Origin of the sequence: Ruegeria sp. HKCCD7303 (assembly GCF_013111185.1) — a bacterium.
Classification (GTDB): Bacteria; Pseudomonadota; Alphaproteobacteria; order Rhodobacterales; family Rhodobacteraceae; genus Ruegeria.
Map to the genome: position 1 here is coordinate 458,471 of NZ_WVRE01000002.1, position 17,005 is coordinate 475,475.

A 17,005-nucleotide genomic window follows, 5' to 3' on the forward strand; every position below is an offset into this window, starting at 1 on the left:
GTATTTCCTAGACAGGTCCGGTTGGGGTGAACATCAGAACAATGGGCAAGGCGACGATCGCGGCCAGCAGGACCACGGCAAAAGCCTTGCCGAGTGAGCCGAACTGATGCGCCTCGTTTAAAAAATGGAGCGTTATGTACAGGCTCCACCCCAGGGTCGCCAGCAGCAACAAAAGCGTCAGGGCGGGTATTGTCACGCTGGTGATGACCATAGCCAGCAAAGCACCGCTTTGTAGAAAACTCAGCCAGATCATGAGGGTCAACAGGCCGGAAAGCGTTGCATTTCCCCCAAGCACCCGCCCGACCAACAGAAAGGCGACAACGCTCAATAGCATCGCACCGGCTGATCGGATCAGGATGAATGGGATGCTTTCTGCCTCGGGGGTCAGTTGGGCGTCCGGTGTCGGGATGATCAGATCAGTGCTGAGTTGGATCAGGCAATTGAAGACCACCACAAGGAAAAAGCTTAGCCAGACTGCTTCTCGCCCCATATCCAGGGCCAAAATCTGACGGGCCGCTTCGGCAGGCCGTCTGAGCGTCAGAACAGCCAGTGGACCTAGTGGTGGAATAGTCATTCAGCCGCCCTTTGTACTTGCCTGAGACCGGATAACCAGAACCAGACAAAAACAGCAACCCACAGGAAGCCTACAATTGACAAAGCAGGTCCGGGTCCGATGAACCCGGCCACCAGACCGTTGAGCAAAACCAGCGGTGCAGACGAAAGCAGCGCCCAGAACAGGGCCAGCCTTGCCCCATAAGCAGAGCCCTTTCCGCCAACAAGGCGCGCGGCCCAATGCGAGACCAAAGCCAGCGTGTAGAAGAACAACGGCAAGATGAACACGGTGCCCAGCAGCGCACCGCCCAGCAACATATTCAGTTCAACACCTTCCAGATGAGCCTGCCGTGCGAGCCCTGGCATCTGCGCAATGAACGCGACGATGCAAAAGCCCATGACAAACACTAGCGCGCGGTCTTCACGAGGCCCCAAATCCAGAAGCCGACGCACAACGCGCCCCGGCCCCCGGTATGTCGCCAATATATCTGACGAAAGAGCCATCAGTTGCGGCGGGCGAGCCACCCCTCCAGACGGCTGACAATCGCTTCTGCCAACGCGCTGTCTTCGATTTCGTCCACCGCTTCGGCCAGGAATGCAAGTGTCAGCATATTGGTCGCGTCCTTGGTCGGAACTCCGCGCGAACGCAGGTAAAACAGCGCAGTTTCATCAATCGCGCCCGAAGTCGAGCCATGCGAACACGCCACATCATCGGCGTAAATCTCAAGCTCGGGTTTGGCTAGGAACTGGCTGTCGTCATCCAGAAGCAGCGACTGGCTGATCTGGTAGCCGTCGGTTTTCTGAGCCCCTTCCTTCACAAGAATCTTGCCTTGGAACACGCCGGTCGCACCGTTGCGCAGCACTTTCTTGAACACCTGACGGCTTTCACAATTCACTGCGTCATGCGTGATGAAGACTGTGTCGTCATGGTGAAACTCGCCATCGCCAACGCAGGCCCCCGCCACATGCGCAACCGCATCGTCGCCGGTTAGTTCTACAACCTGTTCATTGCGGGTCAGAACGCCATTCACCGTCAAAGTGAAGGATTTATAGACCGATTCCGTGCCCAGACGTGTGAACATATGGGTCGCCGCGCGACGCTCATGGTCCCTGCCCTGTGCACGGACATGATGCAGCGTACCCTTGTCGGCAATGTCGATTTCCATGCATTTGTTAAAGCGCGAGGCTGCTGGACCTGTTTCAAGGATGGTCGCCTCGGCCCCGCTTTCCACCCGAACCACGTGATGCAGGATCGCGTCTGACGTCGGCGAAGCGTGGCGATAGATCAGGTTGATCGGTTTGGACGGTTTGCCTGTCACGTGAATGGCAACACCATCCGACGCAAATGCCGTGTTCAGCGCTGCCAGCGGGCGCTGGACCGGTACCTGACCGCGGGCTTCCAGAACGCCATACAGGTCCTTGGCCCAGTGAATGTCTTTGCAGCAGATGTCTTCAAGCCGGTCGATGCTTACACCTTCCATCGACAGATCATCCGATTCCTCGGCACTGAATACACCGTCCACGAAAACGATATTCAGCCGGTCGAACTCACTGAATACCAACGGCTCATCATCTGAGAAGACAGCAGCAGGCATCGCTTCGGGCGACACCAAAGTGTCAGGTTGGGTGTATTTCCAGTATTCGTCGCGACGGTTAGGCAGGCCAGTTTCAAGCACACGTGCCAGAGCGTCTTCGCGCGCGGCACGCGTGCAACCTGCGTCAGGCATGGTCAGCGCAGATAGCCGCGCCTCGGTTGCGGTTTGTTTTGCTTCGGGCAAGGCCATCAGTTCACCTCGGCAAGAATGTCAGCATAACCGTTGTTTTCGACCTCAAGCGCGAGGTCCGGACCGCCGGTCTTGACGATACGACCATTGGCCATAATGTGCACGACGTCCGGTTTGATGTGATCCAAAAGACGCTGGTAGTGCGTGATCACCAGGAAACCACGGCCTTCATCGCGCAGGGCATTCACACCTTCGGCCACCAGCTTCATCGCATCCACGTCAAGGCCCGAGTCTGTCTCGTCCATGATGCACATCTTAGGTTCCAGCATGGCCATCTGAAGTATTTCGTTGCGCTTTTTCTCACCGCCCGAAAAGCCAACATTGACCGGACGCTTCAACATGTCAGCGTCGATCTTCAGAGTTTTCGCCTTCGCGCGCACTTCTTTCAGGAAGTCGGCGGCCGACAGCTCTTCTTCGCCACGTGCCTTGCGTTGCGCATTCACTGCAGTCCGCAGGAAGGTCATATTGCCAACGCCCGGAATTTCCACCGGGTACTGGAACGCCAGGAATACACCCGCAGCGGCGCGCTCTTCCGGTTCCATTTCCAACAGGTCTTCGCCGTCCAGCGTGGCCGAGCCTTCGGTCACCTCGTAACCGTCGCGACCGGACAGAACATAGCTGAGCGTCGACTTACCCGACCCATTGGGCCCCATGATCGCATGCACCTTGCCGGCCTCAACCGTCAGGTCCACACCTTTGAGAATTTGCTTGTCTTCTTCTTCAAGCTGCACGTGCAGATTCTTGATTTCCAGCATATTTTCCTCGGCTCTCATCTCTATTCGCGCGTCATCTTGCGCGGGTGTCATTTCGATTTGAACGTGTCGGCCTTTTCGGCCGGAACGATCAGGAAGTTTTCATTGTCGCGGTCTTGCCCAAAGCTCCGAAGAGTTTCGTAGTTTTGCTCGGCCATCCATTTCTGAAAGAACGCGCGGTTTTTGTGATCTACCTCGACAAAGATGATGGGGCGCGTCGCAGCCACCGTGCGGGACAACCCTGCCAACACGTCCAGCTCCATGCCCTCAACGTCGATCTTGATCAGATCCGGTGTCATACCTTCTAAAAGCGTATCACCGGGCTCTACCCGCAGATTTCCAGATCCCAGTGTCAATTGCGTGCCGCCTAGATTGCCCGCCTCTGGCTTAAGCTCAAAGCCAGACGCAGCCTCGCGCCCTGCTCCAACACCCAATTTCGAACTGTCAACAACATCTTCCAGGCCGTTAAGCTTGATGTTGCGCTTCAAGATGGCGATAGCGTCCGGGTTAACTTCGATCACACGTACGATCTTAGTTGCACACACGCGCCCCCAATACACTGCATGGTTACCAATATTGGCTCCAATATCAGCGATTTGCGCGTTTTTCGGCAGATAGCGCGATATGTCTTGGAGCAGACCCAACTCATACACATCACCCCAAAAATGACGTCCTTGGATCACATCACGTGGATTGGACACTTCGAACAACAGAAATTGACCGCCGGCATCGCAATACCGCACGAACGGGCCGCATAAGCTGACAAATAGTTTGGCAACCGTGCGGTCAACAAACCGTTTGATCTTGGAACGCGGGCGCATTGTTAGCCGACGCTCCCCTCAAGCGAGATCGCCACCAGCTGCTGCGCTTCCATGGCAAATTCCATCGGCAGCGCCTGCAATACGTCCTTGCAGAACCCGTTCACAACCAGCGCAACGGCCTCTTCCTCGTCCATGCCGCGCTGACGGCAATAGAACAGTTGATCGTCATCCACTTTCGACGTCGTCGCCTCATGCTCAACGCGGGACGAGTTGTTCTTGACCTCAATATACGGAACCGTATGCGCGCCGCATTTATCTCCGATCAACAGACTGTCACACTGCGTGTAGTTCCGGCTGTCTTTAGCTTTCGGATGCATCGAGACCAGACCGCGATAGGTGTTCTGCGCTTTACCTGCGCTGATGCCTTTGGACACAATGCGCGATTTGGTGTTCTTGCCCAGATGAACCATCTTGGTGCCGGTGTCGGCCTGCTGATAGTTGTTGGCAATCGCAATCGAGTAGAACTCGCCTTGGCTTTCATTGCCGCGGAGGATGCAGGACGGGTATTTCCAGGTCACGGCAGACCCAGTTTCCACCTGTGTCCACATGACTTTGGAACGATCGCCCCGGCAATCGGCGCGTTTGGTCACAAAGTTATAGATGCCACCCTTGCCATTCTCATCCCCTGGGAACCAGTTTTGCACGGTCGAATACTTCACCTCGGCGTCTTCTTCGACGATGATCTCGACAACAGCCGCGTGCAGCTGCGCCGTATCACGCTGGGGCGCAGTGCAGCCTTCCAGATAAGAGACGTACGAGCCCTTGTCAGCGATGATCAGCGTGCGTTCGAACTGGCCAGTGTTTTCGGCGTTGATGCGGAAATAGGTGCTCAGCTCCATCGGGCACCGAACGCCCGGCGGGATGTAGACAAAAGACCCATCCGAAAACACAGCCGAGTTCAGTGTCGCATAAAAGTTGTCCGAAACTGGGACGACAGTCCCAAGATATTTCTTGACCAACTCGGGGTGTTCTTTGATCGCTTCCGAGATCGAGCAGAAGATCACCCCGGCCTTTTTCAGTTCGGCCTGAAAGGTCGTACCTAAAGAAACCGAGTCGAACACCGCGTCCACAGCAACCTTGCGCCCTTCGGCAGGCGCGTCTTCAGCGCCTTCGACACCAGCCAGAATCATCTGTTCTTTCAGTGGGATACCAAGCTTTTCATATGTGGCCAGCAGCTTGGGATCGACCTCATCCAGAGACCTTGGCTTTTCTTCCATCGATTTCGGACGCGCATAGTAATACTGGTTCTGGAAATCGATTTCAGGGTAGTTGACCATCGCCCATTTTGGTTCGTTCATCTTGGTCCAGCGCTCGAACGCGGCCAAGCGCCATTCGGTCATCCACTCTGGCTCTTCGTTCTTCTCCGAGATCAGACGGACGATATCCGGGTTCACACCTTTCGGCGCGTACTCCATCTCAATATCAGTGTCCCAGCCGTACTTGTAGGTTCCGACCTCGCGTACCGCATCCACGGTTTCCTGATCGACACCCTCTTTCACCTGGGTCTGGTCCAAAGCGGCCATAACTTACCCTCCGTCAGATCACGCGGCCCGCGCGCGATGCTTTTTCTCTTTTTCAAGCCACGTTTCGGCGAAACGCAGCACATCTTCTTTCGTTGTCCGAGGGCCCAGCGAAACGCGGATTGCGCTGCTGGCTGTCACCTCGTCAAAACCCATTGCGGTGAGCACCGCGCTGGCACGAACCTTGCCGCTGGAACAGGCAGAGCCCGCACTGACCGCAAAACCCGACAGATCCATCTGCATGACCTGGGTTTCACCCTTCCATCCCGGCGAGGCAAAACACAGGGTGTTCGGCAGGCGTTGCCGCCCTTTCCCGACAAAAATAGGTGATTTTACAGCGCCCTCAAGAGCGTTTTCTAGAATATTTCTAAATTCTTCGATTTGCTCCCAAACGCCATCCGCCAAGTCACGTGCTGCGGCTTCAGCTGCGGCTCCGAAGCCAGCGATTCCAATGACATTTTCAGTGCCGGAGCGGCGCCCCATTTCCTGGCCTCCGCCCTTAATCAGAGCTGGCAGGTCGGTACCGCGCTTCATCACGACGGCGCCAACACCCTTGGGTCCGCCAAGTTTATGCGCCGAGACCAAAGCCATCTGGGCATACATCCAATTAAACGCAATCGGCAGCTTTCCAAATGCCTGCGTGGCATCTGTCACAGCCAATCCGGGCGGTAATGTCTGAACGATACCAGTCTCGGAATTTGCCAGTTGAACGGTTGAAGCCTCTGGTGTCTCAACCAGAACCTCTCCGGCCGCAGAAACCGGAAGATCCTCATGGATCCAAGCCCTTACCGCATCATGTTCAACTGCGGCACCATGCAAATTGCGCCCGGCCAAAGTTAATGCCGCGCCCTCGGTCGAACCCGAAGTGAAAACGATATCCGCACCATCAGCACCGAAAGCAGCTGCAACCTGTGCACGCGCCCGTTCGACAAGTGCCTTTGCAGCTCGGCCCTCGGCATGAACAGAGGACGGATTTCCGCAGACTTCCATCGCGGCAATCATCGCCTCTCGTGCCTCAGGGCGCAGTGGTGTTGTTGCGTTATGATCCAGATAAACACGATTCATGGATGCATCTTTTTGCCAGCAGATTTCATATGACGGTGCCGCCTTTTCGTCTTACTCGTCCACCACCGAGAACAGGCTCGGCACTGCGGGGCATGGAGCCAGGTCGTTCTTAATCACGTCAGACAGGCGCGTCTGATGCAAAAACACATAGACATGTGCGCTCAGGCTTTCCCAAAGGCGGTTGGTCAGGGATTGCGCCCGACTGCCTGAAGACGCACCAGAGGCCCCGGCCCCTTTCTGCAAAGCATCTACCGTTTCGTCCACTGCTGCCAAAATTTCGACCACACGGATTTCCGACGCGGGACGCGCAAGACGATACCCGCCGCCCGGGCCACGGACTGAAGACACCAGCTCGGCGCGACGAAGTTTGACAAAGAGCTGTTCCAGATAAGGCAGCGACACATCCTGGCGCTCTGAGATCTCGCCAAGGGTTACAAGCCGGTCTGTTGGCTGCAACGCAATATCCGCCAAGGCAACCATCGCATATCGGCCTTTGGTCGACAGCTTCATATTTAGCCCCTTCTCAGCAGGATTTGCGCGAAATCATTGACGCCGACGCTGCCAGTGCGTATCTCCGACTGACAGCGCTGACGCGCAACGTTATGTAATTAGAACCGTTCTAAGGTGTCCGACGATTATCGTCAAGTATATCCGGGCACCCGTACGAAAAAGACAGGACCAAAGCACACATGCCCGAGGTGATTTTTCCCGGACCCGAAGGCCGCCTGGAAGGCCGCTACCACCCGCAAAAGGAAAAAGACGCACCGATCGCAATCGTGCTTCACCCGCATCCACAATTTGGCGGGACCATGAACAACAAGGTGGTCTATAACCTGCACTATGCCTTCTACAACATGGGCTTCACCGTGCTTCGCTTCAACTTCCGTGGCGTTGGCCGCAGTCAGGGCGAGTATGATCAGGGTGTAGGTGAGCTGAGCGATGCGGCCTCGGCGCTGGATTATCTGCAATCCATGAACAACAATTCGAAACACTGCTGGGTCGCAGGGTTTTCGTTTGGGGCATGGATTGGAATGCAATTGCTGATGCGCCGTCCCGAGATTACCGGCTTTATCAGTGTATCGCCCCCAGCCAACATGTACGACTTTTCGTTCTTGGCGCCCTGCCCGTCTTCGGGCCTGATCATTAACGGATCAGCCGACCGCGTGGCCCCACCGGCGGATACCACGTCACTGGTGAACAAGTTGCACGAACAAAAAGGCATCACGATCACCCACACCGAGGTCGAGGGCGCAGACCACTTCTTCCAGGATCGCCACATGGACACGCTGATCACCGATGTCAGTGACTATGTGAAACGTCGCCTGACCGAGAACACCCGCTAATGTCCGACACCATCACAACTCTTGCGGCCAAACTGGCTGAAGACACGATGAAGGTTATGGACGAAACTGGCGAAGACCGTTTCTTTGTCGAGGTCGGCGAAGTTCTTGGGGCCGCTTCACAATCGCTGGAAGAGGCCTACTTGACCGAAATCCGCGTGCGCTTGGCGGAACGCAAAGCCAGGCAGTTTGTCATCAAACGCCTGGCTGCGCATCGCTCGAAACAAAAAGCGATCGAAAAACAATGACGGAACGGTTGTCGGCACAAATTGCGTTTTTAAAACGGGCCGACATGTTGAAGATGGTTGAGCGGGCAAATGTCCTGCTCAATCAGTCCCGGCCTGAAAACTCTGCCGAACACAGCTGGCATCTGGCGCTTTGGGCCTTGGTCATGGCCCCCTTGGCGGGGCCAGATGTATCAATTGATCGAGTCATCCGTATGTTGCTGTTACACGATCTGGTCGAGATTGTGGTTGGCGACCATCCTATTCACTTGGAAACCGACTGGGATCATCTGGCTGAGGCGGAACAGGCAGCCGCCTCAGAACTGTTTGGGTTACTGCCGCGGGATCAGACGCAGAAATTCCTATCTTTGTGGAAGGAATTCGAATCGGATCAGACACCAGACGCGCAATTTGCCAAAATCCTGGATCGGTGTCAGCCGCTGTTTCAGGTTCTGTGCGCTTCGGACCCTCACCCGGACCATGTGAAAATTGCACGGGCCAATCTGGATGGCGGTCGCGCGGCCTATCTTTCACAGGTTTTCCCGCTTGCTTATCACCATGCCACGGCCTTGTTGGCCGGATCACCAACCGAAGAAAACGCATTCTCAACGCGCATCGCGTTTTTGACCGAGGCAGACAAACTGAAATTGGTTGTCCGTGCGTCGCGTCTGATGGCCGGGGATCGGTTCGAGAACTCTGCCGAGCATTCGTGGCATATTATGCTCTACGCTTGGGTTTTGGCTGAGCACGCGCAATCAGAAATTAACGTGGATCGTGTGCTTCAGATGCTTCTTCTGCACGATATCGTCGAGATCGACGCCGGAGATCACCCTATTCACGGACAGGTGAATCACGCCGAACAAGAAGCCAAGGAACAGGCCGCAGCTCAGCGATTGTTTGGCTTATTACCGGACATGCAGCAGGCGCATTTCACGGATATGTGGCTCGAGTTCGAAGCCGCCAAGAGTACAGACGCAAGGTTCGCAAAGGCAGTAGATCGTTTTCAAACACCGATAGCCAATCTGGAAAACGGTGGTGGGTCGTGGGCGGACTACAACGTTACCCTCGCCCAGCTCAAAGCGCGGGTTGAACCCTCCATTACGGCCGGAGCACCTGAACTATGGAACTGGCTTCACCCGCAACTTGCGGCATTTTTCCAAAGTTTCGAAGCGACGCCGTTAGACGCATAACAGAAAAAAGGAGCCCAAAGGCTCCTTTTCCCTTCTTAGTTCTGAGTGGCGTTAAAAAACACGGCTACCATCAAACTGTTGAACCACACCGGCTGCTTCATTTTCGACGGACCCCCCGTCAGCAAGCCACCCAACTGCCACTATCAGACCAGAAACAAAAACGATCGACTTTGCGAATGTCGTCATCAAACAAAAACTCATTAACAATTAATAAAATATGTGGAGTATCTTACACTTATTCTAGGCTGATAACAGTAAGGTATACCTGACCCGACGGAAGTTAAACTTTGAGACTGACCTTGCCTTGTCCACACATTCTGTGTTCGAGGTGCTGAAACCCTATAGCCCCGCGAGACTGCAATGCCTCAAGCCTATCTGTTTTTGTTGCTGGCCGTTATGGCGGAAACCATTGGCACAACCGCCCTACAGGCGAGCCAGCAGTTCACCCGGTTTTGGCCGTCCGTTCTTGTCATTTTGGGGTATGGTGTTGCTTTCTACTTGCTGGGACTAACCCTGAAATCCATGCCCGTGGGCATTGTCTATGCAATCTGGTCCGGCCTGGGCATTGTTCTGATCGCGCTCATCGGGTTTGTGGTTTTCGGTCAAAAGCTGGATTGGCCTGCAATACTTGGACTGACCATGATTCTGGCCGGAATTCTGATCATTCACTTGTTTTCGAAGACTGCTGGCCACTGATCTGCGGTTAGGGCTGGTATATTTTGCCGCGCCGCGTTATGCGCGCGACAACTTCCCGTTCAAAGGCTGACCTCTCATGGACCTGCGCAACATCGCAATCATCGCTCACGTGGACCACGGCAAAACGACCCTGGTGGATGAGCTTCTCAAACAATCCGGTGCGTTCCGGGAAAACCAAGCTGTGGCAGAACGAGCCATGGACAGTAATGACCTGGAACGCGAACGCGGAATCACCATTCTGGCTAAGGCAACATCCGTCGAATGGAATGGCACCCGCATCAACATCGTCGACACCCCCGGTCACGCCGATTTCGGTGGCGAGGTTGAACGGATTCTCAGCATGGTCGACGGCGTGGTTCTGCTGGTCGATGCCGCGGAAGGCCCTATGCCGCAGACCAAGTTTGTGACCTCCAAGGCGCTAGCGTTAGGTCTGCGCCCGATCGTAGTTCTGAACAAGGTCGACAAACCCGATGCCGAGCCTGACCGCGCTCTGGACGAATGTTTCGACCTGTTTGCCAACCTTGGCGCCGATGACGACCAGCTGGATTTTCCGGCCATGTATGCTTCGGGCCGTTCTGGCTGGGCGGATATGGAACTGGACGGTCCCCGCAAGGATCTGAGCGCACTGTTCGATCTGATCGTCGATCACGTCCCTGCCCCCAAGCAGGTCGATCAAAAAGACCAACCGTTCCGGATGTTGGCCACGACGCTTGGCAGCGACCCGTTCATCGGCCGCATTCTGACCGGTCGCGTCGAAAGCGGAACTTTGAAGGCGGGTGACAGCCTGAAGGCGCTTAGCCGCGACGGCACGCTGATCGAAAACTTCCGAGCCTCGAAGATCCTGGCATTCCGCGGCTTGGCGCAACAGCCCATCGACGTAGCCGAAGCTGGTGACATCGTAACCATTGCAGGCATGAGTAAGGCAACCGTGGCGGATTCGCTGGTTTCGCCGCAGGTCGAAGAGGCGCTGCCCGCGCAGCCCATCGACCCGCCAACCATCACCGTGACCTTTGGTATCAACGACTCTCCGTTGGCTGGCCGCGACGGTAAAAAGGTTCAGTCCCGCGTCATCCGCGACCGGCTCATGAAAGAAGCCGAGTCGAACGTTGCGATCCGGATTACCGACACGCCGGGCGGTGAAGCGTTCGAAGTTGCCGGCCGCGGCGAACTGCAAATGGGTGTTCTGATCGAGAACATGCGCCGCGAGGGTTTCGAACTTAGTATCTCGCGCCCACAGGTTTTGTTCCGCGAAGAAAACGGCCAGCGGCTGGAACCGATCGAGGAAGTCACAATCGACGTGGATGATGAGTATTCTGGCTCGGTCATCGAAAAGATTACAGGTGCGCGAAAAGGTGAGTTGGTCGAAATGCGCCCTGCCGGTGCTGGCAAAACACGCATCATCGCGCATGTACCTTCGCGCGGTCTGATCGGGTATCACGGCGAGTTTTTGACGGATACACGTGGCACAGGTGTTCTAAACCGAGTGTTCCACGACTGGGCCCCACATAAAGGTCAAATCCCGGGCCGTCGCGCGGGCGTTCTGATCTCGATGGAAAACGGCCAGGCCGTGGCTTATGCGCTCTGGAATTTGGAAGAGCGCGGCCGCATGTTCGTTGGCCCTCAGACCGACGTCTATCAGGGCATGGTGATCGGAGAGCATTCGCGCGACAACGACCTGGAAGTCAATCCGCTCAAGGGCAAGAAACTCACCAACGTCCGCGCAAGCGGTTCGGACGATGCAGTACGCCTGACGCCTCACGTTCAATTTTCGTTGGAAGAAGCCATCGCCTATATCGATGACGACGAATTGGTCGAGGTGACGCCGAACGCTGTGCGGCTGCGCAAACGCTTTTTGGATCCGCACGAACGCAAACGAATGGCGAAATCGGCCTGATCAACCTGCGCCTGTATCGGCCCAAATGGGAAACAATGGCGATACTGTGGCATTTTTGCTTCCTATGGGTCAAAAAACGAAATTCGGAGAGCCGGGCAAAACGCCCGGCTTTTTCTTGAAAACATGTGCTTTTCTACCTTAAATTGCATTATTTTTGCTCCATTCTCTCTTCCCACATATTGCGATTAAGTCGATCTCAAGGTGTAAATGTGCCCGAAGTGTGATGATCTTCACTCACACGACCAAAATAATGGTGCATAGGGATGCACGTGATAGGTACCGAGTTCCAAGGAGTTAATGATGGTTTTTCGTTCCCTTAAGTTACCAGTTTTTTTAGCCGCCACGACTTTTGTGGTCGCTCCTGTAACCGAAGCTTTTGCAAGTGGGGCGTGTACTGTCAAAACGGCGCGCCAGTCTGCTGGTTCTCCTGGAGTGCTCTGCGAATGCGATTCAGTTACATCCGCGATGCTGCGCTATATCCAGCGTCGGGCTGATTTTCAGGAGATCGTTGCACGCTTGGGCGCAGAGTGCTCGCCGCTTGCGGATTTGCTGACTGACCTCCCCACAGCATCAATCGGCGCTTCCGATCAGAGAGCGGGGGATGGTCCAGCAAATGAAGGCCAAGATACAGGCCTTACTGGCGGGCCGGGCCCATCTGGTCCGAGCGGAAGTCCGGAAACCACCGGAGGAGAAACTCCAGGAGGAGAAGGACCACGTGGGGGCGAGCCAGAGGGCGAACAGCCCGGTGGCGAACAGCCTGGTGGTGAAGAGCCTGGTGGTGAAGAACCCGGTGGTGAAGAGCCCGGTGGCGAAGAGCCTGGTGGTGAAGAACCCGGTGGCGAAGAACCCGGTGGCGAAGAACCCGGCGAAGAGTTGCGGTGATCGCAAGCTAACTTGGTCGCTGAACCTTATTCGAAGGCCTGCTTTTTTGACGAATAAATATTTGTCGTTGCCGGTTTGGTTGGTGCAAAATTTCGAAGTACCAAGGTGAGCTAAAAAGAGATTACGGGCGCGTAATAACCTTGCGCCCGTGAATCAAATACCCAAAGTTAAAAATACACACTAGCCTTAGCTGTGCCCGTAGATGCCGACCCATCCACTGGGCCGTTTCGGGTCTTGCATCCGCAGAAACAGGTAACGTGTAGCTGCCCAGGGTTTGATGCGATTGGTTTGGTTGTCCAGGATAAGATCTCCTTGATCCGACCGGTAAACCAGAACCGCATGTGGGATACGGCGCGTGTCCAAAACTGTGGCGATCAAAAGTTTGTTTGGATCGACACCGGCATGAACCAGCTCTCGCTTTTTCAGAAGCGCAAAATCCTCGCAGTCACCCCCAAGGGCCGTCGGCAGCGCCCACCGTTCGCGAGTTTTATATTGAGATTGATCAGTAATTTCACGGGTGGATCTGTTCACCCGCCGGTTTATTTGTTCGACAACCTTTAGTTCTTGTTGACTGGACAGGGCCGCCGAACGTTTCGCCGTACATGCCCAACGGTACTGATCACACAGGTTTATCGCTCCGGACGGTGGCGGTGAAGAAGCAACAGCAGGAATAAAGCGCCCTTCCGACGCCTGGGCATCTGTTGTGCTAATAGGCGAAGCCAGGAACACGACCCCAAGGCCAATGACACACGCGGCAGCGGTCAAAACCTTTGCAATCTGTTCGTTGGTCGTTTTGATCAATGATGTCATGCCTATTCCCTGGTTCAGTATCATTCGTATGATTGCCGATACCGCAGGACTATATTCCACTTCTTGAACCTATCGCTGAACGGGCCTCAGTCGCAATCATAGAGAACCTGCAAAAGAAAAAGGGCGAAAATTCGTTCTACAATTTGACAATTTCGGGTGGGAAATTGGATAGAGTCGCCACAATTCTGGAAAACTCACGCGGAAAAAAACATTAAGAAGGCGACGTAAGATTTTGTAATAAAGTAGAATAAAAAAACAGCCTGCAAATGCAGGCTGCTCTAAGGGCTCGATACCCAACATTAAGCTGAAAACTGCTGAAACCAGCAAAACAGCGTTATGTTCTACACTTATTCGGTGATCTCGACCACGACCAACTCTCGTTCACTGGCGGTTCGGGCGTGATTCAGCGCCTGTTGGTACTCGTCTGAGTTGTAGCACTCGACCGCTGCCTCCAAAGAAGGGAATCGGGCGACCACGTTGCGGGGCCGCTCTTTTCCTTCCAGCTGAACATACCGTGCGGCGCGCGCTATGAATTCACCACCGTGCTTGGCAATGGCTGGTCCGGCAAGTTCAGCGTATTTTCCGTATGCCTCGGCGTCCGTTACCGTTACATGCGCGATCCAGAGTGCTGCCATCTTAACCTCCCATTACTTGTTCCGCGGCCTCAATTGCGGCTTCTGCATTCGATGCGTCCTTGCCGCCGCCTTGGGCCATATCCGGTCGGCCACCACCGCCCTTGCCGCCCAATTCGACGACAGCAGCTTTGACCAGATCTACCGCCGAAACGGTCCCGGTCAGGTCTTCCGTTACACCGGCTGCAACCGCTGCCTTGCCTCCCGTATCTGCAATAAGAAGGACTGCACCCGACCCCAGGCGGGCCTTGTGTTCGTCGATCAGCGCGGGAAGATCCTTACCCGAAACTCCGCTGAGCGTTTGGGCCAGGAATTTTACACCGTTGACGTCACGCGCATCAGCCCCGCCGCCCTGTCCGGCGCCTCCGGCCATTGCCAGATCGCGACGCAGTTGAGCTACTTCGTTCTGCAAGGATTTGCGTTCGTCCAACAGTCCTTTCACACGGGCGACCACGTCATCTGGCTGCGCTTTCAGTTCCAGCGCCACCTGAGCAAGCCGGTGATCTTGGGCCGAGAGGTAACGGTTGGCCTCGTCCCCGGTCAGCGCTTCGATCCGGCGTACACCGGCACTGCTGGCGCTGTCGCCCAGTACCACAAAAGTGCCGATATCCCCTGTCTGGCGCACATGAGTACCGCCGCACAGTTCTATCGACCATGTTTCACCATCCTGTCCCTTGCCGGTCGGGGCCTTGCCCATCGAGACAACACGTACTTCGTCGCCGTATTTCTCTCCAAACAGCGCCTGCGCCCCCAGTTCGCGCGCGTCGTCGGGTGTCATGACCCGGGTTTCGACGGTTGAGTTCTGGCGAATGAAGCTGTTCACTTCGCGTTCGACCTTTTGGATTTCCTCAAGGCTCAGTGCTTTGGAATGGCTGAAGTCAAACCGCAAGCGATCCGCCGCATTCAGCGAGCCGCGCTGCGCCACATGATCCCCCAGCGCCTCCCGCAACGCTTCGTGCAGCAGGTGTGTGGCCGAATGGTTGGCCCGAATGGCGGATCGGCGGGCGTGATCGACCTCAAGCTCGACCGCGTCCCCTTTGGAGAGTGTGCCGTTTTCGACTGTAACCTTATGCGCATAGACTTTGCCATCGGCAAACTTTTTGGTGTCATCCACGCGGCTTAGGTCGTCGCGATCATCAACGCGGCGCAATTCTCCGGTGTCACCGATTTGACCACCGGCCTCGCCATAAAACGGGGTCTGGTTCACGACAACCCAGCCGCTGCCACCGGCCTTGATCGCATCGACGAGAGTGCCTTCCACGACCAACGCGGCAACCTGCGCTTCGGCCTTCTCGGTCTCGTAGCCCAAGAAATCTGTCGCACCTGCCGTATCTAAGACATCAAACCACACGGCCTGATCTGCAGCTTCGCCGGACCCGGCCCAAGCCGCCCGCGCCTTGGCTTTTTGCTCTGCCATCGCAGAATCAAACCCGTGGGTATCCACGGCGCGACCCTTCTCGCGCAGCGCATCCTGCGTCAAGTCCAACGGGAAGCCATAGGTGTCATAGAGTTTGAAGGCCGCAGCCCCTGGCAAAGGCGCGCCTTCGGCAAGCCCGGCTACCTCGTCATCCAACAGCTTCAAGCCGCGATCCAGTGTTTGCTTGAACTTAGTTTCTTCAAGCAACAAAGTCTCTTCAATCAGGGGCTGGGCCTGCGTCAGTTCCGAGTAATGCCCGCCCATCTGCTGCACCAGCGTTGGAACAAGGCGGTGCATCACCGGATCCTTGGCCCCCAATAGGTGCGCATGGCGCATGGCACGGCGCATGATCCGCCGCAGAACGTAACCGCGCCCATCATTGCTGGGCATGACGCCATCGGCAATCAGGAACGAGGTCGATCGCAGGTGGTCCGCAATGACGCGGTGATGCACGTTTTGATCCCCATAGGGATCCACGCCGGTCGCATCTGCAGACGCCTCGATCAGGGTTTTGAATAGATCAGTGTCATAGTTGTCATGGCTGCCCTGCAACAACGCACCGATCCGCTCCAGCCCCATGCCAGTGTCAATGGACTGCATGTCCAGTTCGACCATCGAACCATCTTCGAACTGCTCGTTCTGCATGAAGACGACGTTCCAGATTTCGATGAAACGATCACCATCTTCTTCGGCCGATCCCGGAGGGCCTCCCCAGATGTGATCGCCATGGTCATAGAAAATCTCGGTGCACGGTCCGCAGGGACCGGTCGGGCCCATCTGCCAAAAATTATCATTGGTGGCGATGCGGATGATGCGGTCCTCGGGAACACCGACCTTTTTCCAGATCTCAAACGCTTCGTCATCGGTGTGATAGACGGTGGTCAGCAGGCGGTTTTTGTCTATGCCGAATTCCTTGGTAATCAGGTTCCAAGCGAACGGGATTGCTTCATGCTTGAAATAGTCGCCAAAGGAAAAGTTACCCAGCATCTCGAAAAACGTGTGGTGACGCGCGGTATAGCCCACATTGTCGAGGTCGTTATGTTTGCCACCGGCCCGCACACATTTCTGGGCGGTTGTGGCACGTGTGTAGTCGCGGGTTTCCAAACCAGTGAACAGGTTCTTGAACTGGACCATGCCAGAATTCACGAACATCAGCGTTGGGTCGTTGCGTGGAACCAGCGGGCTGGATGCCACAACCTCATGCCCCTGTTTTTCAAAGTAATTCAGAAAGGTCGATCGGATATCGTTCAGGGTTGGCATTGGGCTCTCTCGGCGCACATAAATCTTGGTCTCCGCAGGTTTATCCCCCTGTCAGAAAAGTGTCCACAGCAGAGGTGTGCCAGAATGCGGCAAGGCGATCCTATGGACCGCCTTGTTACAGGAGTTTCCTATTCTGTTTGAAACGAAACCCACCGAATGATCTTGC

Annotated in this window: 17 protein-coding genes; 6 read left to right on the forward strand and 11 right to left on the reverse strand. The window is 55.6% G+C overall.

Annotated elements, in window-relative coordinates:
• Positions 1–7: 7 nt before the first annotated feature.
• The 8 genes from GS630_RS06920 to GS630_RS06955 are packed head-to-tail and all read right to left on the reverse strand — an operon-like array spanning position 8 to position 7,004.
• Positions 8–574, reverse strand: coding sequence for a YIP1 family protein (locus GS630_RS06920; RefSeq protein ID WP_171174057.1), 567 nt, complete (start codon positions 572–574; stop codon positions 8–10).
• On the reverse strand, positions 571–1,056 hold the full coding sequence (locus GS630_RS06925; RefSeq protein WP_171174059.1) for a YIP1 family protein: 486 nt from the start codon (positions 1,054–1,056) through the stop codon (positions 571–573). The genes GS630_RS06920 and GS630_RS06925 overlap by 4 nt, the downstream gene beginning before the upstream one ends.
• Positions 1,056–2,336, reverse strand: coding sequence for a SufD family Fe-S cluster assembly protein (locus GS630_RS06930; protein ID WP_171619048.1), 1,281 nt, complete (start codon positions 2,334–2,336; stop codon positions 1,056–1,058). Before GS630_RS06930 ends, GS630_RS06925 begins: the two co-directional genes overlap by 1 nt.
• Positions 2,336–3,091, reverse strand: coding sequence for a Fe-S cluster assembly ATPase SufC (gene sufC / locus GS630_RS06935; protein WP_171176171.1), 756 nt, complete (start codon positions 3,089–3,091; stop codon positions 2,336–2,338). Before sufC ends, GS630_RS06930 begins: the two co-directional genes overlap by 1 nt.
• Before the next feature lie 47 nt (positions 3,092–3,138).
• Positions 3,139–3,909: an FkbM family methyltransferase gene (locus GS630_RS06940; RefSeq protein WP_171174062.1), complete on the reverse strand. Its 771-nt coding sequence runs from the start codon at positions 3,907–3,909 to the stop codon at positions 3,139–3,141.
• 2 nt (positions 3,910–3,911) lie between these two features.
• Positions 3,912–5,432, reverse strand: a complete 1,521-nt coding sequence (gene sufB / locus GS630_RS06945; protein ID WP_171711919.1) for a Fe-S cluster assembly protein SufB — start codon at positions 5,430–5,432, stop codon at positions 3,912–3,914.
• A gap of 18 nt (positions 5,433–5,450) precedes the next feature.
• Positions 5,451–6,494, reverse strand: a complete 1,044-nt coding sequence (locus tag GS630_RS06950; protein ID WP_171619054.1) for a cysteine desulfurase family protein — start codon at positions 6,492–6,494, stop codon at positions 5,451–5,453.
• A gap of 51 nt (positions 6,495–6,545) precedes the next feature.
• Positions 6,546–7,004 carry an Rrf2 family transcriptional regulator gene (locus GS630_RS06955; protein WP_171238877.1) on the reverse strand — a complete coding sequence of 153 codons (459 nt, stop codon included), beginning with the start codon at positions 7,002–7,004 and terminating at the stop codon, positions 6,546–6,548.
• A gap of 179 nt (positions 7,005–7,183) precedes the next feature.
• Between GS630_RS06955 and GS630_RS06960 the strand changes: the two genes are divergently transcribed.
• The 6 genes from GS630_RS06960 to GS630_RS06985 all read left to right on the forward strand — a co-directional run bounded on the left by GS630_RS06960 (position 7,184) and on the right by GS630_RS06985 (position 12,829).
• The gene (locus GS630_RS06960) at positions 7,184–7,837 is read left to right on the forward strand and encodes an alpha/beta hydrolase (protein ID WP_171174070.1); all 654 of its coding nucleotides are present in this window, start codon (positions 7,184–7,186) and stop codon (positions 7,835–7,837) included.
• Positions 7,837–8,082 carry a hypothetical protein gene (locus GS630_RS06965; protein ID WP_171174072.1) on the forward strand — a complete coding sequence of 82 codons (246 nt, stop codon included), beginning with the start codon at positions 7,837–7,839 and terminating at the stop codon, positions 8,080–8,082. Before GS630_RS06960 ends, GS630_RS06965 begins: the two co-directional genes overlap by 1 nt.
• Positions 8,079–9,248 (forward strand): HD domain-containing protein, encoded by a 1,170-nt coding sequence (locus GS630_RS06970; protein WP_171619056.1) that lies wholly within the window; start codon positions 8,079–8,081, stop codon positions 9,246–9,248. The genes GS630_RS06965 and GS630_RS06970 overlap by 4 nt, the downstream gene beginning before the upstream one ends.
• 360 nt (positions 9,249–9,608) lie before the next feature.
• Positions 9,609–9,944, forward strand: coding sequence for a multidrug efflux SMR transporter (locus GS630_RS06975; protein ID WP_171619058.1), 336 nt, complete (start codon positions 9,609–9,611; stop codon positions 9,942–9,944).
• A 76-nt stretch (positions 9,945–10,020) separates the two neighbouring features.
• Complete coding sequence (gene typA / locus GS630_RS06980; protein ID WP_171174078.1) at positions 10,021–11,838, forward strand: translational GTPase TypA; 1,818 nt, start codon at positions 10,021–10,023, stop codon at positions 11,836–11,838.
• A 601-nt stretch (positions 11,839–12,439) separates the two neighbouring features.
• Positions 12,440–12,829 carry a hypothetical protein gene (locus tag GS630_RS06985; RefSeq protein ID WP_171619060.1) on the forward strand — a complete coding sequence of 130 codons (390 nt, stop codon included), beginning with the start codon at positions 12,440–12,442 and terminating at the stop codon, positions 12,827–12,829.
• Between the two features lie 77 nt (positions 12,830–12,906).
• Here the strand turns inward: GS630_RS06985 and GS630_RS06990 are convergent, their stop codons facing one another.
• The 3 genes from GS630_RS06990 to alaS form a co-directional block, all read right to left on the reverse strand.
• Entirely contained in the window at positions 12,907–13,530 is a 624-nt protein-coding gene (locus GS630_RS06990; protein WP_171174082.1) for a transglutaminase-like cysteine peptidase, read from the reverse strand.
• Positions 13,531–13,877: 347 nt separating this feature from the next.
• Positions 13,878–14,165, reverse strand: a complete 288-nt coding sequence (locus GS630_RS06995; RefSeq protein ID WP_171174084.1) for a DUF1330 domain-containing protein — start codon at positions 14,163–14,165, stop codon at positions 13,878–13,880.
• A gap of 1 nt (position 14,166) precedes the next feature.
• Positions 14,167–16,839: an alanine--tRNA ligase gene (gene alaS / locus GS630_RS07000; RefSeq protein ID WP_171711921.1), complete on the reverse strand. Its 2,673-nt coding sequence runs from the start codon at positions 16,837–16,839 to the stop codon at positions 14,167–14,169.
• Between the last annotated feature and the right edge of the window lie 166 nt (positions 16,840–17,005).